19 protein-coding genes are annotated in these 17,679 nt (G+C 71.9%); 14 read left to right on the top strand and 5 right to left on the bottom strand.

Annotation, left to right across the window (positions count from 1 at the left end; translation table 11 throughout):
• Nucleotides 1-49 precede the first annotated feature (49 nt).
• The 5 genes from SM793_RS09640 (at nt 50) to SM793_RS09620 (ending at nt 4,614) form a co-directional block, all read left to right on the top strand.
• Nucleotides 50-1,351: a TrpB-like pyridoxal phosphate-dependent enzyme gene (locus SM793_RS09640; RefSeq protein ID WP_320437661.1), complete on the top strand. Its 1,302-nt coding sequence runs from the start codon at nt 50-52 to the stop codon at nt 1,349-1,351.
• Between the two features lie 237 nt (nt 1,352-1,588).
• Entirely contained in the window at nt 1,589-2,269 is a 681-nt protein-coding gene (locus tag SM793_RS09635; RefSeq protein WP_320437660.1) for a flavodoxin family protein, read from the top strand.
• Between the two features lie 52 nt (nt 2,270-2,321).
• The gene (locus SM793_RS09630) at nt 2,322-2,735 is read left to right on the top strand and encodes a cupin domain-containing protein (RefSeq protein ID WP_320437659.1); all 414 of its coding nucleotides are present in this window, start codon (nt 2,322-2,324) and stop codon (nt 2,733-2,735) included.
• Nucleotides 2,732-3,139, top strand: a complete 408-nt coding sequence (locus SM793_RS09625) for a chorismate mutase (RefSeq protein ID WP_320437658.1) — start codon at nt 2,732-2,734, stop codon at nt 3,137-3,139. The genes SM793_RS09630 and SM793_RS09625 overlap by 4 nt, the downstream gene beginning before the upstream one ends.
• Complete coding sequence (locus SM793_RS09620) at nt 3,136-4,614, top strand: UbiD family decarboxylase (RefSeq protein ID WP_320437657.1); 1,479 nt, start codon at nt 3,136-3,138, stop codon at nt 4,612-4,614. The genes SM793_RS09625 and SM793_RS09620 overlap by 4 nt, the downstream gene beginning before the upstream one ends.
• Here the strand turns inward: SM793_RS09620 and SM793_RS09615 are convergent.
• Together SM793_RS09615 and SM793_RS09610 are read right to left on the bottom strand one after the other, a co-directional pair.
• Nucleotides 4,589-6,136 carry a PLP-dependent aminotransferase family protein gene (locus tag SM793_RS09615; protein ID WP_320437656.1) on the bottom strand — a complete coding sequence of 516 codons (1,548 nt, stop codon included), beginning with the start codon at nt 6,134-6,136 and terminating at the stop codon, nt 4,589-4,591. The two genes, SM793_RS09620 and SM793_RS09615, sit on opposite strands and share 26 nt — an antisense overlap.
• Nucleotides 6,137-6,311: 175 nt before the next feature.
• Nucleotides 6,312-6,752 carry a DUF5994 family protein gene (locus SM793_RS09610; protein ID WP_320437655.1) on the bottom strand — a complete coding sequence of 147 codons (441 nt, stop codon included), beginning with the start codon at nt 6,750-6,752 and terminating at the stop codon, nt 6,312-6,314.
• Nucleotides 6,753-7,067: 315 nt separating this feature from the next.
• Between SM793_RS09610 and SM793_RS09605 the strand changes: the two genes are divergently transcribed.
• From SM793_RS09605 to SM793_RS09590, 4 genes are all read left to right on the top strand, one after another.
• Nucleotides 7,068-7,535, top strand: a complete 468-nt coding sequence (locus SM793_RS09605; protein ID WP_320437654.1) for a CBS domain-containing protein — start codon at nt 7,068-7,070, stop codon at nt 7,533-7,535.
• Nucleotides 7,536-7,596: 61 nt separating this feature from the next.
• Nucleotides 7,597-8,376 carry a maleylpyruvate isomerase family mycothiol-dependent enzyme gene (locus SM793_RS09600; RefSeq protein WP_320437653.1) on the top strand — a complete coding sequence of 260 codons (780 nt, stop codon included), beginning with the start codon at nt 7,597-7,599 and terminating at the stop codon, nt 8,374-8,376.
• Between the two features lie 120 nt (nt 8,377-8,496).
• Nucleotides 8,497-8,778, top strand: a complete 282-nt coding sequence (locus SM793_RS09595; RefSeq protein ID WP_320437652.1) for a type II toxin-antitoxin system Phd/YefM family antitoxin — start codon at nt 8,497-8,499, stop codon at nt 8,776-8,778.
• Between the two features lie 5 nt (nt 8,779-8,783).
• Nucleotides 8,784-9,062, top strand: coding sequence for a type II toxin-antitoxin system RelE/ParE family toxin (locus SM793_RS09590; RefSeq protein ID WP_320437651.1), 279 nt, complete (start codon nt 8,784-8,786; stop codon nt 9,060-9,062).
• Nucleotides 9,063-9,149: 87 nt separating this feature from the next.
• On the opposite strand, the gene SM793_RS09585 is transcribed toward SM793_RS09590, so the two are convergent.
• Together SM793_RS09585 and SM793_RS09580 are read right to left on the bottom strand one after the other, a co-directional pair.
• The gene (locus tag SM793_RS09585) at nt 9,150-9,869 is read right to left on the bottom strand and encodes a response regulator transcription factor (RefSeq protein WP_320437650.1); all 720 of its coding nucleotides are present in this window, start codon (nt 9,867-9,869) and stop codon (nt 9,150-9,152) included.
• Entirely contained in the window at nt 9,866-10,696 is an 831-nt protein-coding gene (locus tag SM793_RS09580) for a sensor histidine kinase (protein WP_320437649.1), read from the bottom strand. The genes SM793_RS09585 and SM793_RS09580 overlap by 4 nt, the downstream gene beginning before the upstream one ends.
• A 140-nt stretch (nt 10,697-10,836) precedes the next feature.
• On the opposite strand from SM793_RS09580, the gene SM793_RS09575 reads away from it, so the two are divergent.
• The 5 genes from SM793_RS09575 (at nt 10,837) to SM793_RS09555 (ending at nt 16,177) form a co-directional block, all read left to right on the top strand.
• On the top strand, nt 10,837-11,547 hold the full coding sequence (locus tag SM793_RS09575; RefSeq protein WP_320437648.1) for an ABC transporter ATP-binding protein: 711 nt from the start codon (nt 10,837-10,839) through the stop codon (nt 11,545-11,547).
• Nucleotides 11,544-13,853 (top strand): FtsX-like permease family protein, encoded by a 2,310-nt coding sequence (locus SM793_RS09570; RefSeq protein WP_320437647.1) that lies wholly within the window; start codon nt 11,544-11,546, stop codon nt 13,851-13,853. Before SM793_RS09575 ends, SM793_RS09570 begins: the two co-directional genes overlap by 4 nt.
• 249 nt (nt 13,854-14,102) lie before the next feature.
• Nucleotides 14,103-14,387, top strand: coding sequence for a hypothetical protein (locus SM793_RS09565; protein WP_320437646.1), 285 nt, complete (start codon nt 14,103-14,105; stop codon nt 14,385-14,387).
• On the top strand, nt 14,369-14,782 hold the full coding sequence (locus tag SM793_RS09560) for a DNA-binding protein (RefSeq protein WP_320437645.1): 414 nt from the start codon (nt 14,369-14,371) through the stop codon (nt 14,780-14,782). Before SM793_RS09565 ends, SM793_RS09560 begins: the two co-directional genes overlap by 19 nt.
• A gap of 246 nt (nt 14,783-15,028) precedes the next feature.
• The gene (locus SM793_RS09555) at nt 15,029-16,177 is read left to right on the top strand and encodes a N(5)-(carboxyethyl)ornithine synthase (RefSeq protein WP_413815906.1); all 1,149 of its coding nucleotides are present in this window, start codon (nt 15,029-15,031) and stop codon (nt 16,175-16,177) included.
• A 152-nt stretch (nt 16,178-16,329) separates the two neighbouring features.
• On the opposite strand, the gene SM793_RS09550 is transcribed toward SM793_RS09555, so the two are convergent.
• Entirely contained in the window at nt 16,330-17,535 is a 1,206-nt protein-coding gene (locus SM793_RS09550; RefSeq protein WP_320437643.1) for a hypothetical protein, read from the bottom strand.
• Nucleotides 17,536-17,679: the final 144 nt, after the last annotated feature.

Raw genomic sequence — 17,679 nt, 5'->3', positions numbered from 1 at the left:
GTGTGACCGTCCGATCGACCGCCGTATCCACGCATTCCGGGAGGGCCCGATGATCACCAAGTTCTTGCTGCCCGAGGACCGAATCCCCACCACCTGGTACAACGTGCTGGCGGACCTGCCGAAGCCGGTGCCGCCGATGCTGCACCCCGGGACGAGGGAGCCGCTCACCCCGGCCGACCTGGCCCCGCTGTTCCCGGAGTCGCTGATCGCCCAGGAGTTCAGCACCGAGGCCGAGATCGACATCCCCGGCGCGGTGATCGACGTCTACCGCCAGTGGCGGCCCAGCCCGCTGGTCCGGGCCCACCGGCTGGAGCGCTCGCTCGACACCCCGGCGCGGATCTACTTCAAGTACGAGGGCGTCAGCCCGGCCGGCAGCCACAAGCCCAACACGGCCGTGCCGCAGGCGTACTACAACAAGCAGGCCGGTGTGCAGAAGCTCACCACCGAGACCGGCGCCGGCCAGTGGGGCAGCTCGCTCGCGATGGCCTCCGCCTACTTCGGCCTCGAGTGCGAGGTCTTCATGGTCAAGGTGAGCCACCAGCAGAAGCCTTACCGCCGGGCGCTGATGGAGACCTTCGGGGCGACGGTGCACGCCAGCCCCAGCGAGCTCACCGACGCCGGCCGGGCCGCGCTCGCCGCGGACCCCGACGCCAGCGGCAGCCTCGGCCTGGCCATCTCCGAGGCCGTGGAGGCCGCGGTCAAGAGCGGCGGCCGGGCCAAGTACGCGCTCGGCTCGGTGCTCAACCACGTGCTGATGCACCAGACCGTCATCGGCCAGGAGGCGCTGCTCCAGATGGAGTTGGCGGAGGACTACCCGGACGTCGTGATCGGCGCGGCGGGCGGCGGCTCCAACTTCGGCGGACTGGTCCTGCCGTTCCTGCGCGAGCAGCTGCGCGGCGGGCGCTCGGTGCGGGCGCTCGCCGTCGAGCCGGCCTCGTGTCCGACCCTCACCCAGGGCCGCTACGAGTACGACTTCGGCGACACCGCGGGCCTCACCCCGCTCACCATGATGCACACCCTCGGCCACGACTTCGTGCCGCCGAGCATCCACGCGGGCGGGCTGCGCTACCACGGCATGGCGCCCATCATCAGCGCGCTGAAGGACCTCGACCTGCTCGAGGCCCGGGCCGTCCCGCAGACCGCCTGCTTCGAGGCCGGCGTCCTGTTCGCCCGCAACGAGGGCATCGTCCCGGCGCCGGAGTCCACCCACGCGGTGCGGGCGGCCATCGACGAGGCGTTGGCCTGCAAGGAGAGCGGCGAGGCCCGCACCATCCTGTTCACGCTGTCCGGCCACGGGCACTTCGACATGCAGGCCTACACGGACTACTTCGCCGGCAAGCTCAAGGACTGACGAGGGCGCCCACAGGGGCCGACGAGGGCGCCGCACCGCTGACACGGGCGCCCCTCGAAGGCCGATAAAGGCGCTCGAGGGCTGACGAGATAGCTCAAGGACTGACGAGTACTGAGCAGTGACAGGCGGGCGAACAGCCGGACGGGCCCTCGCACCACGGGCCCGTCCGGCCGCCCGCCCCCGTAGGGCAGACTACGAGGGGGAAACCACGTGCAAGGAACAACTCCGACTCCGATCGTGCTCGGGATCTGCGGCTCCGAGCGGCCGGGCGGCAACACCGACCTCGCGTTGGAGTACGCCGGCCGCCTGGTCCGGGAACGGGGCGCCGAGTTCCGGACCGTTCACCTGCGCGAGCACCGGATCTCGCCGTGCAGCCCGTGCGGCGACTGCAACCAGCGGACCACGCCCTGCGAACTCCGCGACGACATGCCCGCGATCGTCGAGCAGATGAAGCAGGCGGACGCCATCGTCTACGCGACCCCGGTGCACGGCTTCGGTCCCGCCCATCTGATGCAGATATTCATCGAACGGGCCGGCGTCGGCTTCCTGCGCTTCGACCGCCCCCTGGCCAACAAGGTGGGCGGCATCATCGTCGTCTCGCGCCGGTACAGCGACGCCGCGGTGCACAGCCAACTGGTCGACAACCTGCTGCTCAACCGCATGATCCTGGTCGGCAGCGGCTTTCCGGCGCTGCTGCGCAACACCTCGCCGCAGCCGCAGCTCCAGGACGCCGAGGGCCTGGAGGCACTGGAGCGGATGCTCCACCGCATGATCGACATGTCCTTGCTGCTCCGCCGCCACCAGACGGCCGACGGCCGGCCCGTCCTGCCGCTCGAGGACCGCAACGAGCGGGTGTCCCGCGCCCCGCGCGTCGTCCTGCCGGGGCAGCGGACCTCCTCGGAGAAGCAGGCCAGCTGAACCGCCGCCGATCCACCGATACCCCGTTTACGACGTGTTGTTGAGGAGTGCCATGTCCACCGAGAACGAGACCGACACCGGGACCGACACCGGGACCGAGACCGGCGACCAGCACGGCAGCCGGGCCGGGGACCCCGTCCTGGTCGGTGTCGACTTCGACCTGATCCCCTGGGAGAAGTGGCAGAAGCCGGGCGCCGAGGGCCGGGTGAAGCTCGCCTACACCCAGGGCCTGCGGGTCCGTCTGATGGAGCTGCCCGCCGGCTTCGACGAGCACGAGTGGTGCCTCCGCGGCCACCAGGGCTACGTGCTGCAGGGCGAGTTCACCATCCACTTCGAGGACCGTTCGGTGCCGTGCCGCCCCGGCATGGGCTTCGTGATCCCGGACGGCGAGAAGCACCGTTCGCAGGGCGCGGAGGGCGAGCCGACCGTCGTGTACGTCGTCGACAAGGTGGTGCCGGCCGCATGAGCGCCGACCGTACCGACCGTGTGAGCGCCGACCGTACGGGAACCGGCCCCTCGTCGCCCGCGGTCGATCCCCGGATCGACGAACTGCGGGTCTCCGTCGACGCGCTGGACCGGCGGATCGTCGCGCTGCTGGCGGAGCGCACCGCCGTGGTGCGGGAGCTGACCGAGTTCAAGCGGGACGAGGAGACGGTCCGCTCCCCGGGCCGGGTCGAGCAGGTCGTCGCCAAGGTCCGGGGCCTGGCGGACGAGCACGGCATGCCGCCGGGGATCGCCGAGGCCACCTACCGCACGCTGATCGACGAGCTGACCCGGATGCAGATGGAGCTCCTGGACGGGCGCCGGGCCGCCGCGGCCGCCGCAGCCGCAGCCGCCGCCGGGGCAGCCGCCGCCGGGGAAGGGCCATGAGCCGTCGGCACCCGGCCGACCTGCGGGCGGCGCTGGCCGCGCTGGACCTCATGCCAGGAGAACTGGTCCGGGTCCAGGAGGAGGTCCCGGCCCGGTTCGGGGTCTCCTCCCGCTACGCCCGGTGGGCCGGCGCCCCGGCGGCGCCGCCCACCGGCCCCGGCCCGGCGGTCCTGTTCGAGCAGGTGACGCCGTCCGGCGGCGGCCCCCGGGACGGCGGGCGCGGCGCGGCCGAGGACGGCGCGGAACCCGAGGCCAGTGCCGTGCTGATGGGCCTGTACGGGACCAGGCGCCGGGCGGCCGCCCTGCTCGGCGCCACCCCCGCCGAGCTGGCCCACCGGCTGCTGGACGCGGTGGCCGCGCCGCTGCCGCCGGTGCCCGCAACCGACCCCGACCGGTGGGCCCGCAGCGACCGGAAGCCGGACCTGACCACCCTGCCCGTCCCGGTGCTCACCGACGAGGACGCCGGCCCGTACCTCACCCTCGGCGCCGTCCTGGCCACCGATCCGGCCACCGGCGTGCGCAACCTGTCGATCCACCGGATGTGCGTCCAGGGCCCCGACCTGCTCACCATCTGGATGGTGCCGGGGCGGGACCTCGAGCAGGCCCACCGCAACTCGCTCGCCGCCGGACGGCCGCTGCCGGTGGCGATCCACCTCGGCCTCGGCCCGGCCGTGCTGCTCGCCTCCTGCTGCCCCACCTCGCTCGTCCCGACCGGGACGGACGAACTCGCGGTCGCCGGGGCGCTCGCGGGAGCGCCGGTGGAACTGCTGCGCTGCCGCACGGTCGACGCCGAGTACATCGCCCACGCCGAGTACGTGCTGGAGGGCGAACTGCTGCCGGACACCATGCCGGAGAACCCCAGGGGCACCGCCGCCACCCCGGAGTTCCTCGGCTACCAGGGCACCGCGCACCCGGCCCTGCCGACCGTCCGGATCACCGGGATCACCGCCCGGCGCGGCCCGATCCTCCAGGCGGTCTCCGGCCCGGGCCACGAACAGTCCGTCCTGCTCGGCTTCGGGATGGAGGCGGCCGTGCTGGCCGTGCTGCGCCGCCGCGGCGCCCCCGTCCGGGCGGTGCACTGCCACACCGCCGGCGGGGGGCAGTTGATGGTCGTGCTCCAGTGGGCGGCCAAGCGCTCGGCCGAGGACGACGCGCTGGTGCGGGAGGCCTCCCGGGCCGTCCTGGAGGAGTTCCGGATGGCCAAGCTGGTGCTGTCCGTGGACGAGGACGTGGACCTGGAGTCGGACCAGGACCTGTGGTGGGCGATGGTCACCCGGTGGCAGGCGGACCGGGACCTGCTGGTCCTGCCGGACCGGGAGGGCTTCCCGCTCGACCCGACCCAGTCGGTCGCCTACTCGCCCGCGCTGTCGGCGGACGGCCGTACCGCGAAGGCGGTGTTCGACTGCACCGTGCCGTACGCGCAGCGGCGCCGCTTCCGCCGGGCCCGGTTCACCGGCGCCCCCGGCTCCGGCTAGCGGCCGTGGCCTCCCGGGCCGCCGAGGCCTCACGGACCGCTGCGGCCAGCAGCGCCGTGCCCTCGGCGATCCGGGCACCGGGGAGGGCGGCGTAGCCCATCAGGAAGGTCGGCTCGACCGGCGGCTCCCGCACGAAGTACCCGGAGGCCGGGTACACCCGCACACCGAGCGCCGCGGCCCGGCGGACGATCTCGTCCTCGCCGACGCCGCGTGCCCCGCTGAGGGCGACCAGGACGTGCAGGCCGGCCGCCGCCCCGGAGATCCGCACCTCGGCGCCGAAGTGTGTGTAGAGGCCGTCCAGCAGCGAGCGGCGGCGCTCCCGGTACAGCCGGGTCATCCGGCTGACGTGACGGGCGTAGGCGCCGGTGGCGACGAAGTGCGCCAGCGCCTCCTGGGTGACCGTCGGGGTCAGCCGGTCGGTGATCCACTTGATGCCGAGGAACGGCCGTACCAGGCGCTGGGGCACGATCGCGTAGCCGATCCGCAGCGCCGGGAAGAGCGTCTTGCTGAAGCTGCCGACGTACACCACCGTGCCCTGGTGCCGGGCGGCGGCCAGGGCCGGCAGCCGCTCGGCGGCGAAGGTGAACTCGTTGTGGTAGTCGTCCTCCAGCACGGTCGCGCCGCGCCGCCCGGCCCAGGCCAGCAGGGCCCGCCGCCGGGCCTCGGACATGATGAACCCGGTCGGGAACTGGTGCGAGGGCGTCACATAGACCAGCCGCACCCGGTCCGGGTCCTGGCCGTGCGCCCGGACGTGGGCGTCGATGTCCGCGACCCGCAGCCCCTCCTCGTCCACCGGCACCGGCACCACGGTGCCGGAGGTGGAGCCGAAGACCTGGCGCAGCACGGTGTGGCTCGGGTCCTCGATCACCACCACGTCGCCCGGTCCGACCAGCAGCCGGGCCAGGATGTCCAGTGCCTGGGTGGCCCCGCTGGTCACCAGGATGCTGTCGGGCGAGGCGTCCAGCGCCCGGCTCTGCCGGACCAGCGTGGCGATCTGCGCCCGCAGCGCGGCGGAACCCTCGGCCGGCCCGTACCCGAGCGCGGCGACGTCCGCCCGTGCGTACGCCTCGTGCACGGACTGCCGCCAGCGCGACACCGGGAAGTCGGCCAGCGCCGGGGTCCCGTGCCGGAAGTCCAGCGCCGCACCGGCCTGTCGCATCGGCGGCGGCTCCCACGGCTGCCACAGCGCGTCCCCGCCGTCGGTGGCGAGCGGCGGCTGCGGCGCGAGCGCCGTCCGTGCCGCACTCGGCTCGGCCCCCTCCCCGGGGGCCCGCTCCGCCACCCGGGTCCCCGATCCCCGGCGGGCCGTCAACAGCCCGTTGGCGGTGAGGAGTTCGTACGCCCGCAGGATCACCGTGCGCGACACCCCGAGTTGCGCCGCCAGCTCCCGGGACGCCGGCACCGCCTCGCCGGCCCGCAACCGCCCCGACCTGACCAGCCCGGCGATCCCGTCGCACACCTGCTGCTGCAAGGGCGTCGCACTGCCCCGGTCCAGCACGATCAGCAGCTCCGACGATCCCACGCCTCTCCCTCCGGCCCCGGCCTCTCCCTCCGGCCCCGTTTTCCCGAAGTGTCGCATGCACGACACCCCGTGGGGCCGCGCGACCGCCGGCCGACCGCCGCCCGACCGTCGGCCGGGGGAGTCCGCGTGGGCACACGCCCGGCCCGCCTTCCGCCCGCTCGACGGAGCAGGAGCCTCAATCGAGCAGGAGCTCCGCCGCCGGGCTGTGGTTCCCGGTCGCGGCGGCGCCGGCCATCGCGGCGGAGGCCGTCGACGGACTGGTGCCGGGCGGTACCACCAGAAGGAGGAAGTGGTCCTGGAAGCCGCGGGTGACGCTGATCGTCGCGTCGCTGCCGGTGAACCAGTTGATCCTGACCGTCAGGCCGTTCGCGGCGACGGAGCGGGGCACGCCGTCCCAGGCCGAGAAGTCGAGGCCGACCCGGACGATGCGTCCGAAGTGGACCCCGAGCGCGGTGATCAGGTCCGGCAGTTCGGCGGCGAGGTGGTTCGAACGGGGCCACCAGGCGCCGTCGAACACCCCTTCCCGGGACATCGTCGGTTCCAGCAGCAGACGGGGCAGCAGCGGCACACCGGGCACCGACCACGGCCCGACGGAGGCGGGGAGAGGGATCGGCATCATCGGAGGCCGCCCGTCCGGTCCACGAGGGACCCGTCATGACCCAGGGCGACGTCGACGCTGGTGCCGGTGTGCGGAGTGTCCTCGGTTGCCTCCACGGTACTCCGGTGGTTCCCGTGCTCCGGTGCCTCCGTGCCTCCGGTGCTTCCGTGCCTCCGGGGCTTCCGTGCCTCCGGCGCTTCTCCGCTCCGGGCCGTTCGCCGTCGGAGTAGCCTCGGAGACATCCAGGGCAACCCGTATCCCGGTACCCGTTCCGGCTTCGTTCTGGGTGAAGGGCGATCCGGCGGCCCCGGTGGGCGACCGGAGACGGGACCGGTGAACACCGTGACCACCTACTCCCCGCAGTCGGTACGGCCCGGCCACGGCCTCACGGTCGCGGACGCCATGGAGCCCTGCGAGTACCAGATAGCCGACGACAGCACCGTCGACCAGGCCGACGACATCCTCCACGGCGCCGACATCGAGTACCTGCTGGTCCGCGACCACGACGGCCGGTGCGAGGGGCTGGTCACCCGCACCGGACTCCACCCCTTCCTGGACCGCGCCCGGTCCACCGAGCGCACCGCGATCAGCGCGACCGCACACCAGCGGGGCCCGTTCACCTGGCCGACGATGGGCCTGGCCCTGGCCGCGATCGCGATGCGGATCAAGCACCTGGCGGTCTGGCCCGTCGTCGACGAGGACGGCTACATCCTCGGCGTCCTCACCGCGGACCGCGCCACCGGCCTCCTCACCACCGGCCTTCTCACCACCGGCCTCCTCGCCACCACTCCGACTCCGTGAGCGGCCTGGTGGCAGCGAAAATCGCTGTCCGATCACCGGAGCGCGGTGATAGACATCCGGCGTGGAAGAGAATCTCGAGTTTCCTGACCTGTTGCGACTGATCGACGAACGGTCGACCGCCTTCCGCGCCGTGGTCGCCGCCGCGCCCGGTCTCGACGCACAGGTGCCGACCTGCCCCGGGTGGACGCTGTCCGACCTGGTGAAGCACCTGGGCGGGGGAGACCGGTTCTGGGCCGCCATCGTCGGCGCCGGGCCCGCCGACGGTCCCCCGGCCGAGGCCGTCGCCGCGCGCGCCGCTCTGGAGCTGCCGCAGGAGCGTGAGGCCCTGCTGGCCTGGCTGGCCGAGTCGACGCAGCTCCTGCTGAACGCCCTGCGCGAGGCAGGACCGGAGGGCGGTTGCTGGACGTGGTGGTCCGCGTTGCAGTCACCGCGGACCTCCGGCGGTGTCGCCCGGCACCGTGTCCAGGAAACGGCGGTGCACACGTACGACGCCCAGCTCGCCGGCGGCGCCCCGCAGCCGCTGCCGGTCGAGCTGGCGCTCGACGGTGTGGAGGAGTTCCTGTTCACCGTCTGTGCGACGACGAGTGCCTGGCCGCACAAGCCCACGGCCTTCGACTTCCACGCCGCCGAGGGCCCCTCCTGGCGTCTCACGGTCGACGGCGACGGCGCCCGCACCACCCGCACGACCGGCGAGGACCCGGACGCCGCCGGCGCCGCCGTCCACGGCACGGCCGGCGAGTTGGTCCTCTACCTGTACGACCGTATCCAGGCCGAGTCCTTGCACGTCGACGGAGACGCGGGCCTGCTCGACCTGCTCCGCGCCTGGGAGCCGGAGGGATAGGCCGCCGCAGGAGCGGACCGCCCCACGTCGTTCCGCGGCGTGGGTGCGGAGGGTGGTCGGAGTCGGGGCCGGGTGGACAGAAGCCTCGAAGCTCACATGTACATCCGCTACATTTGTGACATGAGTGAACCGGTGATCGCATCCATGGCCGAGGTCCGCAGTCACTTGGCGGACGTCCTCGACCGGGCCCGTCGGGACGAGACCCCGACGATCATCACTCGGCGCGGCAAGCAGGAAGCCGTCGTGATCGACATCCTCGAGTACCGGCGTCTGAGCCGGCTGGCCGAGCAGGTCGAGGAGTCCTGGCTGAACCAGTTGGCCGACGAGGCGGAATCCGAAGGCACCGAAGGCTCGGTCTCGCTCGAAGAGATGGCCGCCCTGCTCCGCGCCCACCACGCCTGATCTCCATGGGTTACGTGACGCGGTTCACCCCGCACGCGCAACGGGACCTGCTCAAGATCCCGCGCCCCGACGCTCTGCGGATCCTTCACCGCCTGGCCGAACTCCAGAAGGGGCTGGACGCGGGCGACACAACGGCCTTCGACCTCAAGGCTCTTCAGGGGCACAGCTCGCGGTGGCGTCTCAGGGTCGGCGACTACCGCGTCGTGTACACGATCGAGGACGGCCGGCTGGTCGTGTGGGTGATGGCTGCCGGAAGCCGCCGCGACGTGTACCGCGGCCTGTAGGTGCTGTGGCGCCGATCATCCACGGTGCTCGGGCCGGCGGTCGGGACCGCGCGTTCTGCTGATTCGTGCTCGGTCAACGCTGACGGGCTACCGACGGGGGTTGGCGGTGTCAGCGGACTCGCCCGGTGAGACGAGTCCTGTCTCGTAGGCGAGGACGACGGCCTGGGCTCGATCGCGCAGGGTCAGTTTGGCGAAGATCCGGGCCACGTGGGTCTTCACGGTCGCCTCGCTCAGCGTCAGTTCCTGCGCCAGTTCGGCGTTGGACAGGCCCCGGCCCATGAGCGTCAGTACCTCGTGCTCGCGCGGCGTCAGTGCGGCCAGGTCCCGGTGGACGGCCGGGGTCGCGAGGCCCGAACCGGTTCCGGGCGGGCTGGGGGCGAAGCGCTCCACCAGGCGGCGGGTGATCGAGGGTGCGAGCAGGGCGTCACCGGTGCCGACCAGGCGTACGGCGGCGGCCAGATGTGCGGGGGTGACGTCCTTGAGCAGGAATCCGCTGGCGCCGGCGGCGAGGGCCGCGTAGACGTACTGGTCGAGGTCGAAGGTGGTCAGCATGATCACCCGGCAGTCCGGGGCCTGCGCGAGGATACGGCGGGCGGCCTCCAGGCCGTCCATGACGGGCATCCGGATGTCCATCAGGGCGACGTCGGGCCGCAGCCTCCGCACGGCGGCCACGGCCTCGGCTCCGTCACCGGCCTCGCCCACCACGTCGAGGCCGCGGGCGGTCAGGATCAGACGGAAGCCGGTGCGGACCAGCTCCTGGTCGTCGGCTATCACGACGCGAGGGGCGGGCTCGGTGCGCGTCGTCATGGCCGGTCCAGCGGGATCCGGGCGCGGACGCGGTAGCCGCCGCCGAGGCGGCGGCGGGCGTCCAGATCGCCGCCGTAGACGGCGACCCGCTCCCGCAGGCCGAGCAGCCCGCGGCCCGTTCCGTCCGCCTTGCCGGGGGCCGTCGCGGGCCGGTCGCCCGACAGGGCGCTCGGTCCGCTGTTCAGCACCTCGACCCGCAGGTGGTTGTCCGCGTATCGCACCGTCACCTCGGCTTTCGCTCCGTCCCCGTGTTTGAGGGCATTGGTCAGGGCCTCCTGGATGATCCGGTAGGCGGTGACGTCGATCCCGGTCGGCAGCGGGCGCGGCTCACCGGAGACGCGCATTTCCACGGGCAGGCCGGCGAAGGCGATCCGGTCGATCAGCGGGCTGAGCCGGCTCAGGCTCGGCTGCGGTGACAGATCGACGTCGTAGGGCTCGTCGTCGCCGTTCTGCGCCGGTGCGAGCAGGCCGAGCAGGTGCCGCAGCTCGGTCATGGTGTTCCGTCCGGCGGTCTCGACGGCGCTCATCGCCGCCGCCGCCTCCTCGGGCATCGTGGCCAGGACCTCGCGGGCGGCCCCGGCCTGGACCACCATGAGGCTCACGTTGTGGCTGACGATGTCGTGGAGCTCGGCGGCGATCCTGGCGCGTTCGGCGTCGACCGCGGTCCGGGACGCGCTCTCGCGCTCCCGTTCCAGCAGCCAGCCGCGCTCCTCGATGGCCGCCCGGTGCAGCCGTCGCGCGCGCACCGCCGCCGCGTACTGCCAACCGGCGGCGCCGACGGCCGCCGCGAGGGCGATGACCAGCCGGATCGTCCAGGAGTCCCCCATGTGATCATCTTCGCAGCCGCACGCCCGCCGCACACCCCCTCCCCGGGGTGCGGCTCCGTACATCCGTGGGATGACCGGCCCGGACGGGTACATCCGGGGGGTGACGCCCCGTCCACCGGCCCCGCCATAGATTTCGGGCCATGACGACTGATCATGGAAACGGCCGGCCGGTGGTGGTGCGGTTGGACGGCGTGCACAAGGAGTACGGCGACGCGAAGGCCCTGGACGGCCTGTCGCTGGAGATCCGGGCGGGTGACGCGGTCGCCGTGATGGGTCCCTCCGGCTGCGGCAAGTCCACCCTTCTCAACATGGTGGCCGGCCTGGACCGGCCGACCTCGGGCACGGTCGAGGTGCAGGGCCACGACCTCGGGAAGCTGAACGAGGCCGGCCTGGCGCTGTTCCGGCGCCGCAATGTCGGCATGATCTTCCAGTTCTTCAACCTCATCGACGATCTGCCCGTTCTGGATAACGTGGCGCTGGCCGCGCAGCTGACCGGCACGGCGGCCCGGCCGGCGCGTCGCCGCGCGCTGGAACTCCTCGACGAACTCGGGGTCGCCGACCGCCGGAACAACTATCCGGCGACGCTGAGCGGTGGGGAGCGGCAACGGGTGGCCGTCGCCAGGGCCCTGATGAACCGTCCCGCGCTACTGCTGGCGGACGAGCCGACCGGCGCCCTGGACAGTCGGTCGGGCGAGCAGGTGATGGACCTGCTGATCGACCTGAACCAGATCGGCCAGACCCTGTTGATCGTCACCCACGACCCGCGGCTGGCCACCCGCTGCGCCAGCCGGCTGATCGAAGTGGCCGACGGCCGGGTCGGTCGGGAGAGCGTGCTGGAGGCGACCGCGTGAGCGCCGTGTGGACGGCCTCGCGGGCGGCCGTGAAACGCCGCAGGCTCCAGACCTTCGTCATCGGGCTGGTGGTGCTCTGCTCGACCACGACCGTGCTGCTCGCGCTGACCCTGCTCGGCGCCGCTTCCGGCCCGTTCGAGAAGGCCTACGCCGAACAGCGCGGCGCCCACGCGGTGGTCACCTTCGACACCACGAAGGTCTCCCCGGAGCAACTGGCGCGCACCGCCCGACAGCCCGGGGTGGAGGCCGCGGCCGGTCCCTTCGGACAGGCGGTGGTCGACATCCCCAAGGACTGGCTCTGGATGGCGGGCGGAACCCTCACCGTGGTGGGCCGGGCCGATCCGGCGGGCCCCGTGGACCGGATCGAGCTGCTGGAGGGCCACTGGGCCACCGCCCCCGGCGAGATCGTCGTCAACTGGTCCGTCCAGGGCTCCCCTGGCACGGCGTTGCTCGGCACCAGGCTGGAGACCCCGGGCGGACCGGCGCTGACCGTGGTCGGCTTCGCCACCAGCATGAGCAAGTCGGCGAGCGGCTGGGTCTCGCCCGAGCAGATGGCCGCACTGCACCCCACCTCGGCCCAGATGCTCTACCGCTTCACCGAGTCCTCGACCGAGGCCCGGCTGAGCGCCGCCGTGGCCGGGGCGACCGCGGGGCTGCCCGCGGAGTCGTCGACCGGTGTGCAGACCTGGCTCACCCTCAAGCAGGCCTACTCGGCGCTGGTCGACTCCTACCTCCCGTTCATGACGCTCTTCGGCGTCCTCGGGCTGCTGGTCTCCACCCTGATCGTCGGCAACGTGGTCAGCGGGGCGGTCGTCTCCGGGTACCGCCACATCGGGGTGCTCAAGGCCCTGGGCTTCACCCCGAACCAGGTCGTCGCCGTCTACCTGATGATGCTCTCCGTGCCGGCCGTGGTGGGCTGCGTGCTGGGAACGCTGGCCGGCAACGTGCTGGCCGGGCCGATCCTGAAGGTCGCGTTCACCGGTATCGACGTGGGTCGGGCCTCGGTCGGGGACACCGGCCCGTGGGTGTCCGTGGCCTGCCTCGTGGGCATGCCCGCCCTCGTCCTGCTGACCGCGCTGGTCCCCGCCCTGCGGGCGCACCGGCTGCCCGCCGCCCAGGTGATCAGCGCGGGCGCCGCGCCGCGGACCGGGCGCGGGCTGCGCGTCCAGCGGATGCTCGGCGCCACCCGGCTGCCCCGCGCGGTCAGCCTGGGGCTGGGCCAGCCCTTCGCCCGCCCCGCCCGCACGCTGCTGACCCTGGCGGCCATCGCCCTCGGGGTCACCACGGTGACCCTGTCGACCGGGCTCACCAGCACCATGGCGGCCTTCGGCAACGTCGGGAAGGAGGACGGCGGCGCCAGGATCCAGGTGGAGACCGGGTCGCCGGGCAACAGCCGGCCGACCCCCCTGCTGGGCGACCAGCAGGTCGAGGACCGGCTGCGCTCCCTCCCGGGGGCGGTGGGAGTGCGGGCCCGGGCGCTGTCCCAGGCGAGCATGGCCGGGCAGAGTCAGCCCGTCTTCGCCGACTTCTACCGCGGGGACGACTCCTCCTACGACCACGTCATCGTCAAGGGCCGGGCGCCGGCCGCGGCGGGCGAGATCGTGGCCGGGCCGGCCTTCCTGACCCAGCGCGGACTGAAGCTCGGCGACCGGGTAGCTCTGGAGCTGAACGGCAGGACGGTCTCCGTGACCGTCGTGGGTCAGCTCATCGAGGGCAACGCCCGGGCGCTGGAGGCCGGTTGGGACACCCTCGCCCGACTCGCGCCGGACGCCCGGGCCACCGAGTACACGGTGCGGCTCGCCCCCGGCGCCGACGCCCGTGCCTACGCCGAGGCGGTCGAAGCGGCCGACCCGGGCCTGCACGCGTCGGTGATGGACTACAGCAACGCCGGCACCGCCACCGTGATCACCTTCTCGACGGTGTTCACCGTGCTGCTGACCCTCGTCGCGTCGCTCGGTGTGTTCAACACCGTCCTGCTGAACACCCGTGAGCGGCGCCGGGACCTGGGCATGCTCAAGTCGATCGGCATGACCCCCCGGCAGGTGGTGGTGATGACGGTGACCTCGGTCGCCGGGCTGGGCGCGGTCGGCGGCCTGCTCGGCATCCCACTCGGGATCGCGGCCCACCGCCTCGTCGTGGACCATGTCGGCGTAGTCGACTTCCCGGAGTACATGAAGGACGTGTGGCACGCGCCGCAACTGGCCGCGATGCTCCTGGCGGGCGTGGCGATCGCGGTCCTCGGCGCCCTGCTCCCGGCCCGGACGGCGGCCCGGACGACCATCGCGTCGGTGCTGCACACCGAGTAGGTCACCCCTCGGCACCACCCTCCGGACCGAGCCCGAGGCAGCGGGCCCCCGACGTCACGCCGGGGGCCCGCTCCGCTGCGTCCGGCCGGACAGAGGCGGGTCTCGGCAACTGCGACCAGAACTGCGACCGCGGAACGCCGAAGGGCCCGACCGCTGGGCGGTCGGGGGTGAACGCGACTGAAACTGCGATCACGCCGACTGGCAGCCCCGAGCAGGGTCACTTTCCTACTTCTTTGATAATCTGGCTCCATGACTGAGATGCCCTACAGCATCGGCGAGGGGCCGGCCACCAGGGTCAGCCTCTCCCTGCCCGAAGGTACGGCCGAGGCGATCCGCCGGCGAGTGGGCAAGCGCGAGTTCTCGGCGTTCATCACTGCTGCCGTGGAGCGCGAGCTGCGTGGTCAGATCCTCGACGAGTACCTGGCCGACTATGAGCGCCGGAAGGGACCGATCTCGTCTGCTGAGCAGGAGCGGGCCCGGCAGGTCTTCGACGAGGTGTTCGCAGAGGAGGGCGGATGGCCCGTCGCAAGCTGAGCCACGAGGGCACCCTGGTGCTCGACTCCGAGGGTCTCTCCAAACTGCTCAGCGACCACGAGTCTGTCGTCGCGCTGGTCGCGGAGGCGCGGAAGCGGGGCATGGAGGTGGTGATCAGCGCGCTGACGATCATCGAAGCCGTGCACACCCGTACCGACCAGGGCCGGCTGCGGTGGATTCTGTCCGGGCTGCGGATCGTGCAGGTGGGTGACGAGGAGGCCCGAGCGGCTTCCGCGATGCTGATTGCTGCAGGTCTCCACGGTCACAAGTACGCGATCGACGCGGCAGTTGCCGAGATGGCACTGCGACAGCAACGACCGGTCGTTCTGTTGACCTCGGACATCGACGACATGACCAAGCTCCGCGGTGATCGCGTGCGGCTCGTGGCTGTCTGACAGTTGCTGTTGAGGGCGGCCGCGGTCGAAGCCGCCAGGGGCTTCACGGCCCCTCGGAGGGGCGGTCGAGGTCCTGCGAACGCCGGCGAACGAGGCCGGAGCGGAGACCGTGATCGGTGTTCCCCGGCAGGTGGGGCGGTGCTGAACGGGTCCCTGGTCGCTGCTCGCGGGGCTGGCGATTAGGTGCGGCGTGCTACACCTGAAGTAATCAAAGGGGCGCTTTTGCACCATCTCAAGCTCGGAATCATGGCGCAGTCACGCAAGGAGAACGAGCACCGACTGCCGATCCATCCCGCGCATTTCGAGCGGATCGACATCGACCTCCGTGGACGTATCCACCTTGAGCAGGGCTACGGAGAGCACTTCGGGGTCTCCGACGAACAACTCGCCCCCCTGGTCGCCGGGTTGCTCCCACGGGCGGAACTGATCGCACAGTGCGACGTCGTCCTGATGGCCAAGCCGATGCCGGAGGACTTCGCCGAGCTGCGTGAGGGGCAGGTCCTGTGGGGCTGGCCGCACTGCGTCCAGGACGAGACGGTCACCCAGACGGCCATCGACCGTCGGCTGACGCTCATCGCTTTCGAGGCGATGAACCACTGGACCAGTGACGGTGCGTTCAATCTGCACGTCTTCCACAAGAACAACGAGCTGGCCGGGTACTCCTCGGTGCTGCACGCCCTGCAGTTGCGGGGTTCGACCGGCGACTACGGCCGTCGGCTGCGCGCGGTCGTGATCGGCTTCGGCGCGACGGCCCGCGGGGCCGTGACAGCACTGAACTCCCTGGGCGTGCACAACGTCGACGTACTCACCGCGCGTGGCGTCACCGCGGTCAGCTCGCCGATCCACTCCGCGCGTATCGTCCAGTTCGACCACGACGAGGCGGACGAGACGGCCGACCCGCGCCGCAGCCACGCCCTCACCGAGGACGGTCGGGTACCGCTGGCGGAGTTCCTCGCCGAACACGACATCATCGTCAACTGCGTCCTGCAGGACACCGGAGCGCCGCTGACGTTCCTGATCGACGAGGACCTTGCCACGCTGGCGCCCGGCACCCTCGTCATCGACGTCTCCTGCGATGAAGGTATGGGATTCAGTTGGGCGCGGCCGACCACCTTCACTGAGCCGATGTTCACCGTCGGCGACAACGTGCACTACTACGGCGTCGACCACAGCCCCTCCTACCTGTGGAACTCCGCCACCTGGGAGAACAGTGAGGCGCTGATCCCGTACCTGCGCCCGGTCCTCGAGGGTCCCAGCAGTTGGGAGGCCAACAAGACCATCAGCCGCGCCATCGAGATCCGCGAAGGCGTCGTCCGGAACCCGGCCGTGCTGGCTTTCCAGCACCGGTCCCCGGACTACCCGCACGCCAAGGTGCAGCCGCTCCTGGCCGGGTAACGGCAACTGCGACCAGAACCGCGACCACGGAACGCCGAAGGCCCCGACCGCTGGGCGGTCGGGGCCTTCGTGCTGCCATGCCTGGCAGAGGCGGAGGCTACCGGATTCGAACTCGTGAGGGGTTGCCCCCCACACGCTTTCCCATCCTGTGCTCAGCCGCCGCCGTAGGTGGCCTGGGTGACCGCGAAGACGTTGCGTCCGCCCGTGGTCTCCTGCAGCGACCACAGCAGGTCGGGGTTGGTGGTGTCCTCCCAGTAGGAGAGGCTCTCGCCGCCGCCCACCCAGGCGAAGGTGGAGGGGCCCGCGGTCGGGGTCCAGTAGTAGAGCTTCTTCTGCCCCGAGGAGTTGAACCACCATCGGCCGTTGTGGGAAGCCACGCCGTTGAGGTTGTACCAGGGCAGTTGGAGGGCCTGACTGGCGGTCGTCGTCGCGGCGAACGTCGTCGCCCCGGACGCGAACGGGAAGCGGACGGCCCTGGGCGGGCGGTTGGGGTAGTCGGTGCAGCCCGACTGGCAGGTGTACTCCGTCATCACGATCGACCTGCTGACCCGGTCGAGGGAGACCGACGACCACACCAGGTTGTTGCCGGAGGTCGTCTGCGACGTGACCGTGCCGACCTGGGGCAGCACGTAGGCGTAGTTGTGGGCGTAGTAGACGGTCCCGGACTGGCGGCCGATCTGGTCGGCGGTGCCGCCGGAGTCGGTGTTGAGGATCTTGCGCATGTCGAAGACGCGCATGCCGTGACCGGTGTCGGCGACGTAGAGGTAGTCGCCGTTCCACGAGACGCCGCCGGCGTGGATCGGGATGTCCTTGAAGTCCGGCGCCGCCGCGGTTCCGGTCGGCTCGACCAGGAGGATCTTGCGGTAGGTGTTGGGGTAGGTGGCGTCCCAGTCGACCAGGGTGATCCGACTGCGCTGCTGGGCGCCATCGCAGCCGTCCTTGGTGTACCAGCTCACCAGCACGAGCTGATGGCCGTCGTAGTTGCCGCTGTCCGCGGTCCCCACGGCGTCCCGGCTCGTCGTGATGCCCTGCGGGAAGCTCTGGCAGTCGGAGTTGTCGCCGTCGTCGAACCGGAAGCCGGTGGACAGGCCGCCGACGGAGAAGGACGCGGGGAGCGCCTGCCGGTCGTGGTTCGCGTTCTCCATCACCGTGTGCACGGCAGAGGTACCCAGTGCCGTGACGAGGGCCGAGTTGAGCGTGTCGAACCGGTGGTAGTCCGCGCTGATGGTGTACTCGGACGCGCTCAGGGTCGTCGGTGCCGCAGCGGCCGCCGCCGGCGATGCCCCGACGAGCGCGCCGGTGACGAGCAGGCCGGCTGCGACTATCGCTCGCGCCGCAGTTCTGACATGACGGATCATCAAGTCGAACCTCTCCATGTGAATGGATCAACGGTCACTCACGTTATGGGCGTGTTGAGCATGTCCGCAACACCCGGAGGAGGCCGGACCGGGTTCCGGAGCCGCCACCGCCGCGCGGCAGGCGCGGGTTCGAAGACGGGCCCC

Origin of the sequence: Kitasatospora purpeofusca (genome assembly GCF_034043715.1) — a bacterium.
Taxonomy (GTDB): domain Bacteria; phylum Actinomycetota; class Actinomycetes; order Streptomycetales; family Streptomycetaceae; genus Kitasatospora; species Kitasatospora purpeofusca_A.
Note: the sequence above shows the minus strand (reverse complement) of the source record. Positions and strands in the feature narration are given on the sequence as shown.

Bases quoted from the DNA above. Each gene is read 5' to 3' on its own strand.
- SM793_RS09640 (WP_320437661.1), top strand. From the start codon at position 50: ATGATCACCAAGTTCTTGCTGCCCGAGGACCGAATCCCCACCACCTGG.
- SM793_RS09630 (WP_320437659.1), top strand. From the start codon at position 2,322: ATGTCCACCGAGAACGAGACCGACACCGGGACCGACACCGGGACCGAG.
- SM793_RS09625 (WP_320437658.1), top strand. From the start codon at position 2,732: ATGAGCGCCGACCGTACCGACCGTGTGAGCGCCGACCGTACGGGAACC.
- SM793_RS09620 (WP_320437657.1), top strand. From the start codon at position 3,136: ATGAGCCGTCGGCACCCGGCCGACCTGCGGGCGGCGCTGGCCGCGCTG.
- SM793_RS09610 (WP_320437655.1), bottom strand. From the start codon at position 6,752: ATGCCGATCCCTCTCCCCGCCTCCGTCGGGCCGTGGTCGGTGCCCGGT.
- SM793_RS09595 (WP_320437652.1), top strand. From the start codon at position 8,497: ATGAGTGAACCGGTGATCGCATCCATGGCCGAGGTCCGCAGTCACTTG.
- SM793_RS09590 (WP_320437651.1), top strand. From the start codon at position 8,784: ATGGGTTACGTGACGCGGTTCACCCCGCACGCGCAACGGGACCTGCTC.
- SM793_RS09585 (WP_320437650.1), bottom strand. From the start codon at position 9,869: ATGACGACGCGCACCGAGCCCGCCCCTCGCGTCGTGATAGCCGACGAC.
- SM793_RS09580 (WP_320437649.1), bottom strand. From the start codon at position 10,696: ATGGGGGACTCCTGGACGATCCGGCTGGTCATCGCCCTCGCGGCGGCC.
- SM793_RS09575 (WP_320437648.1), top strand. From the start codon at position 10,837: ATGACGACTGATCATGGAAACGGCCGGCCGGTGGTGGTGCGGTTGGAC.
- SM793_RS09565 (WP_320437646.1), top strand. From the start codon at position 14,103: ATGACTGAGATGCCCTACAGCATCGGCGAGGGGCCGGCCACCAGGGTC.
- SM793_RS09560 (WP_320437645.1), top strand. From the start codon at position 14,369: ATGGCCCGTCGCAAGCTGAGCCACGAGGGCACCCTGGTGCTCGACTCC.
- SM793_RS09555 (WP_413815906.1), top strand. From the start codon at position 15,029: ATGGCGCAGTCACGCAAGGAGAACGAGCACCGACTGCCGATCCATCCC.
- SM793_RS09550 (WP_320437643.1), bottom strand. From the start codon at position 17,535: ATGATCCGTCATGTCAGAACTGCGGCGCGAGCGATAGTCGCAGCCGGC.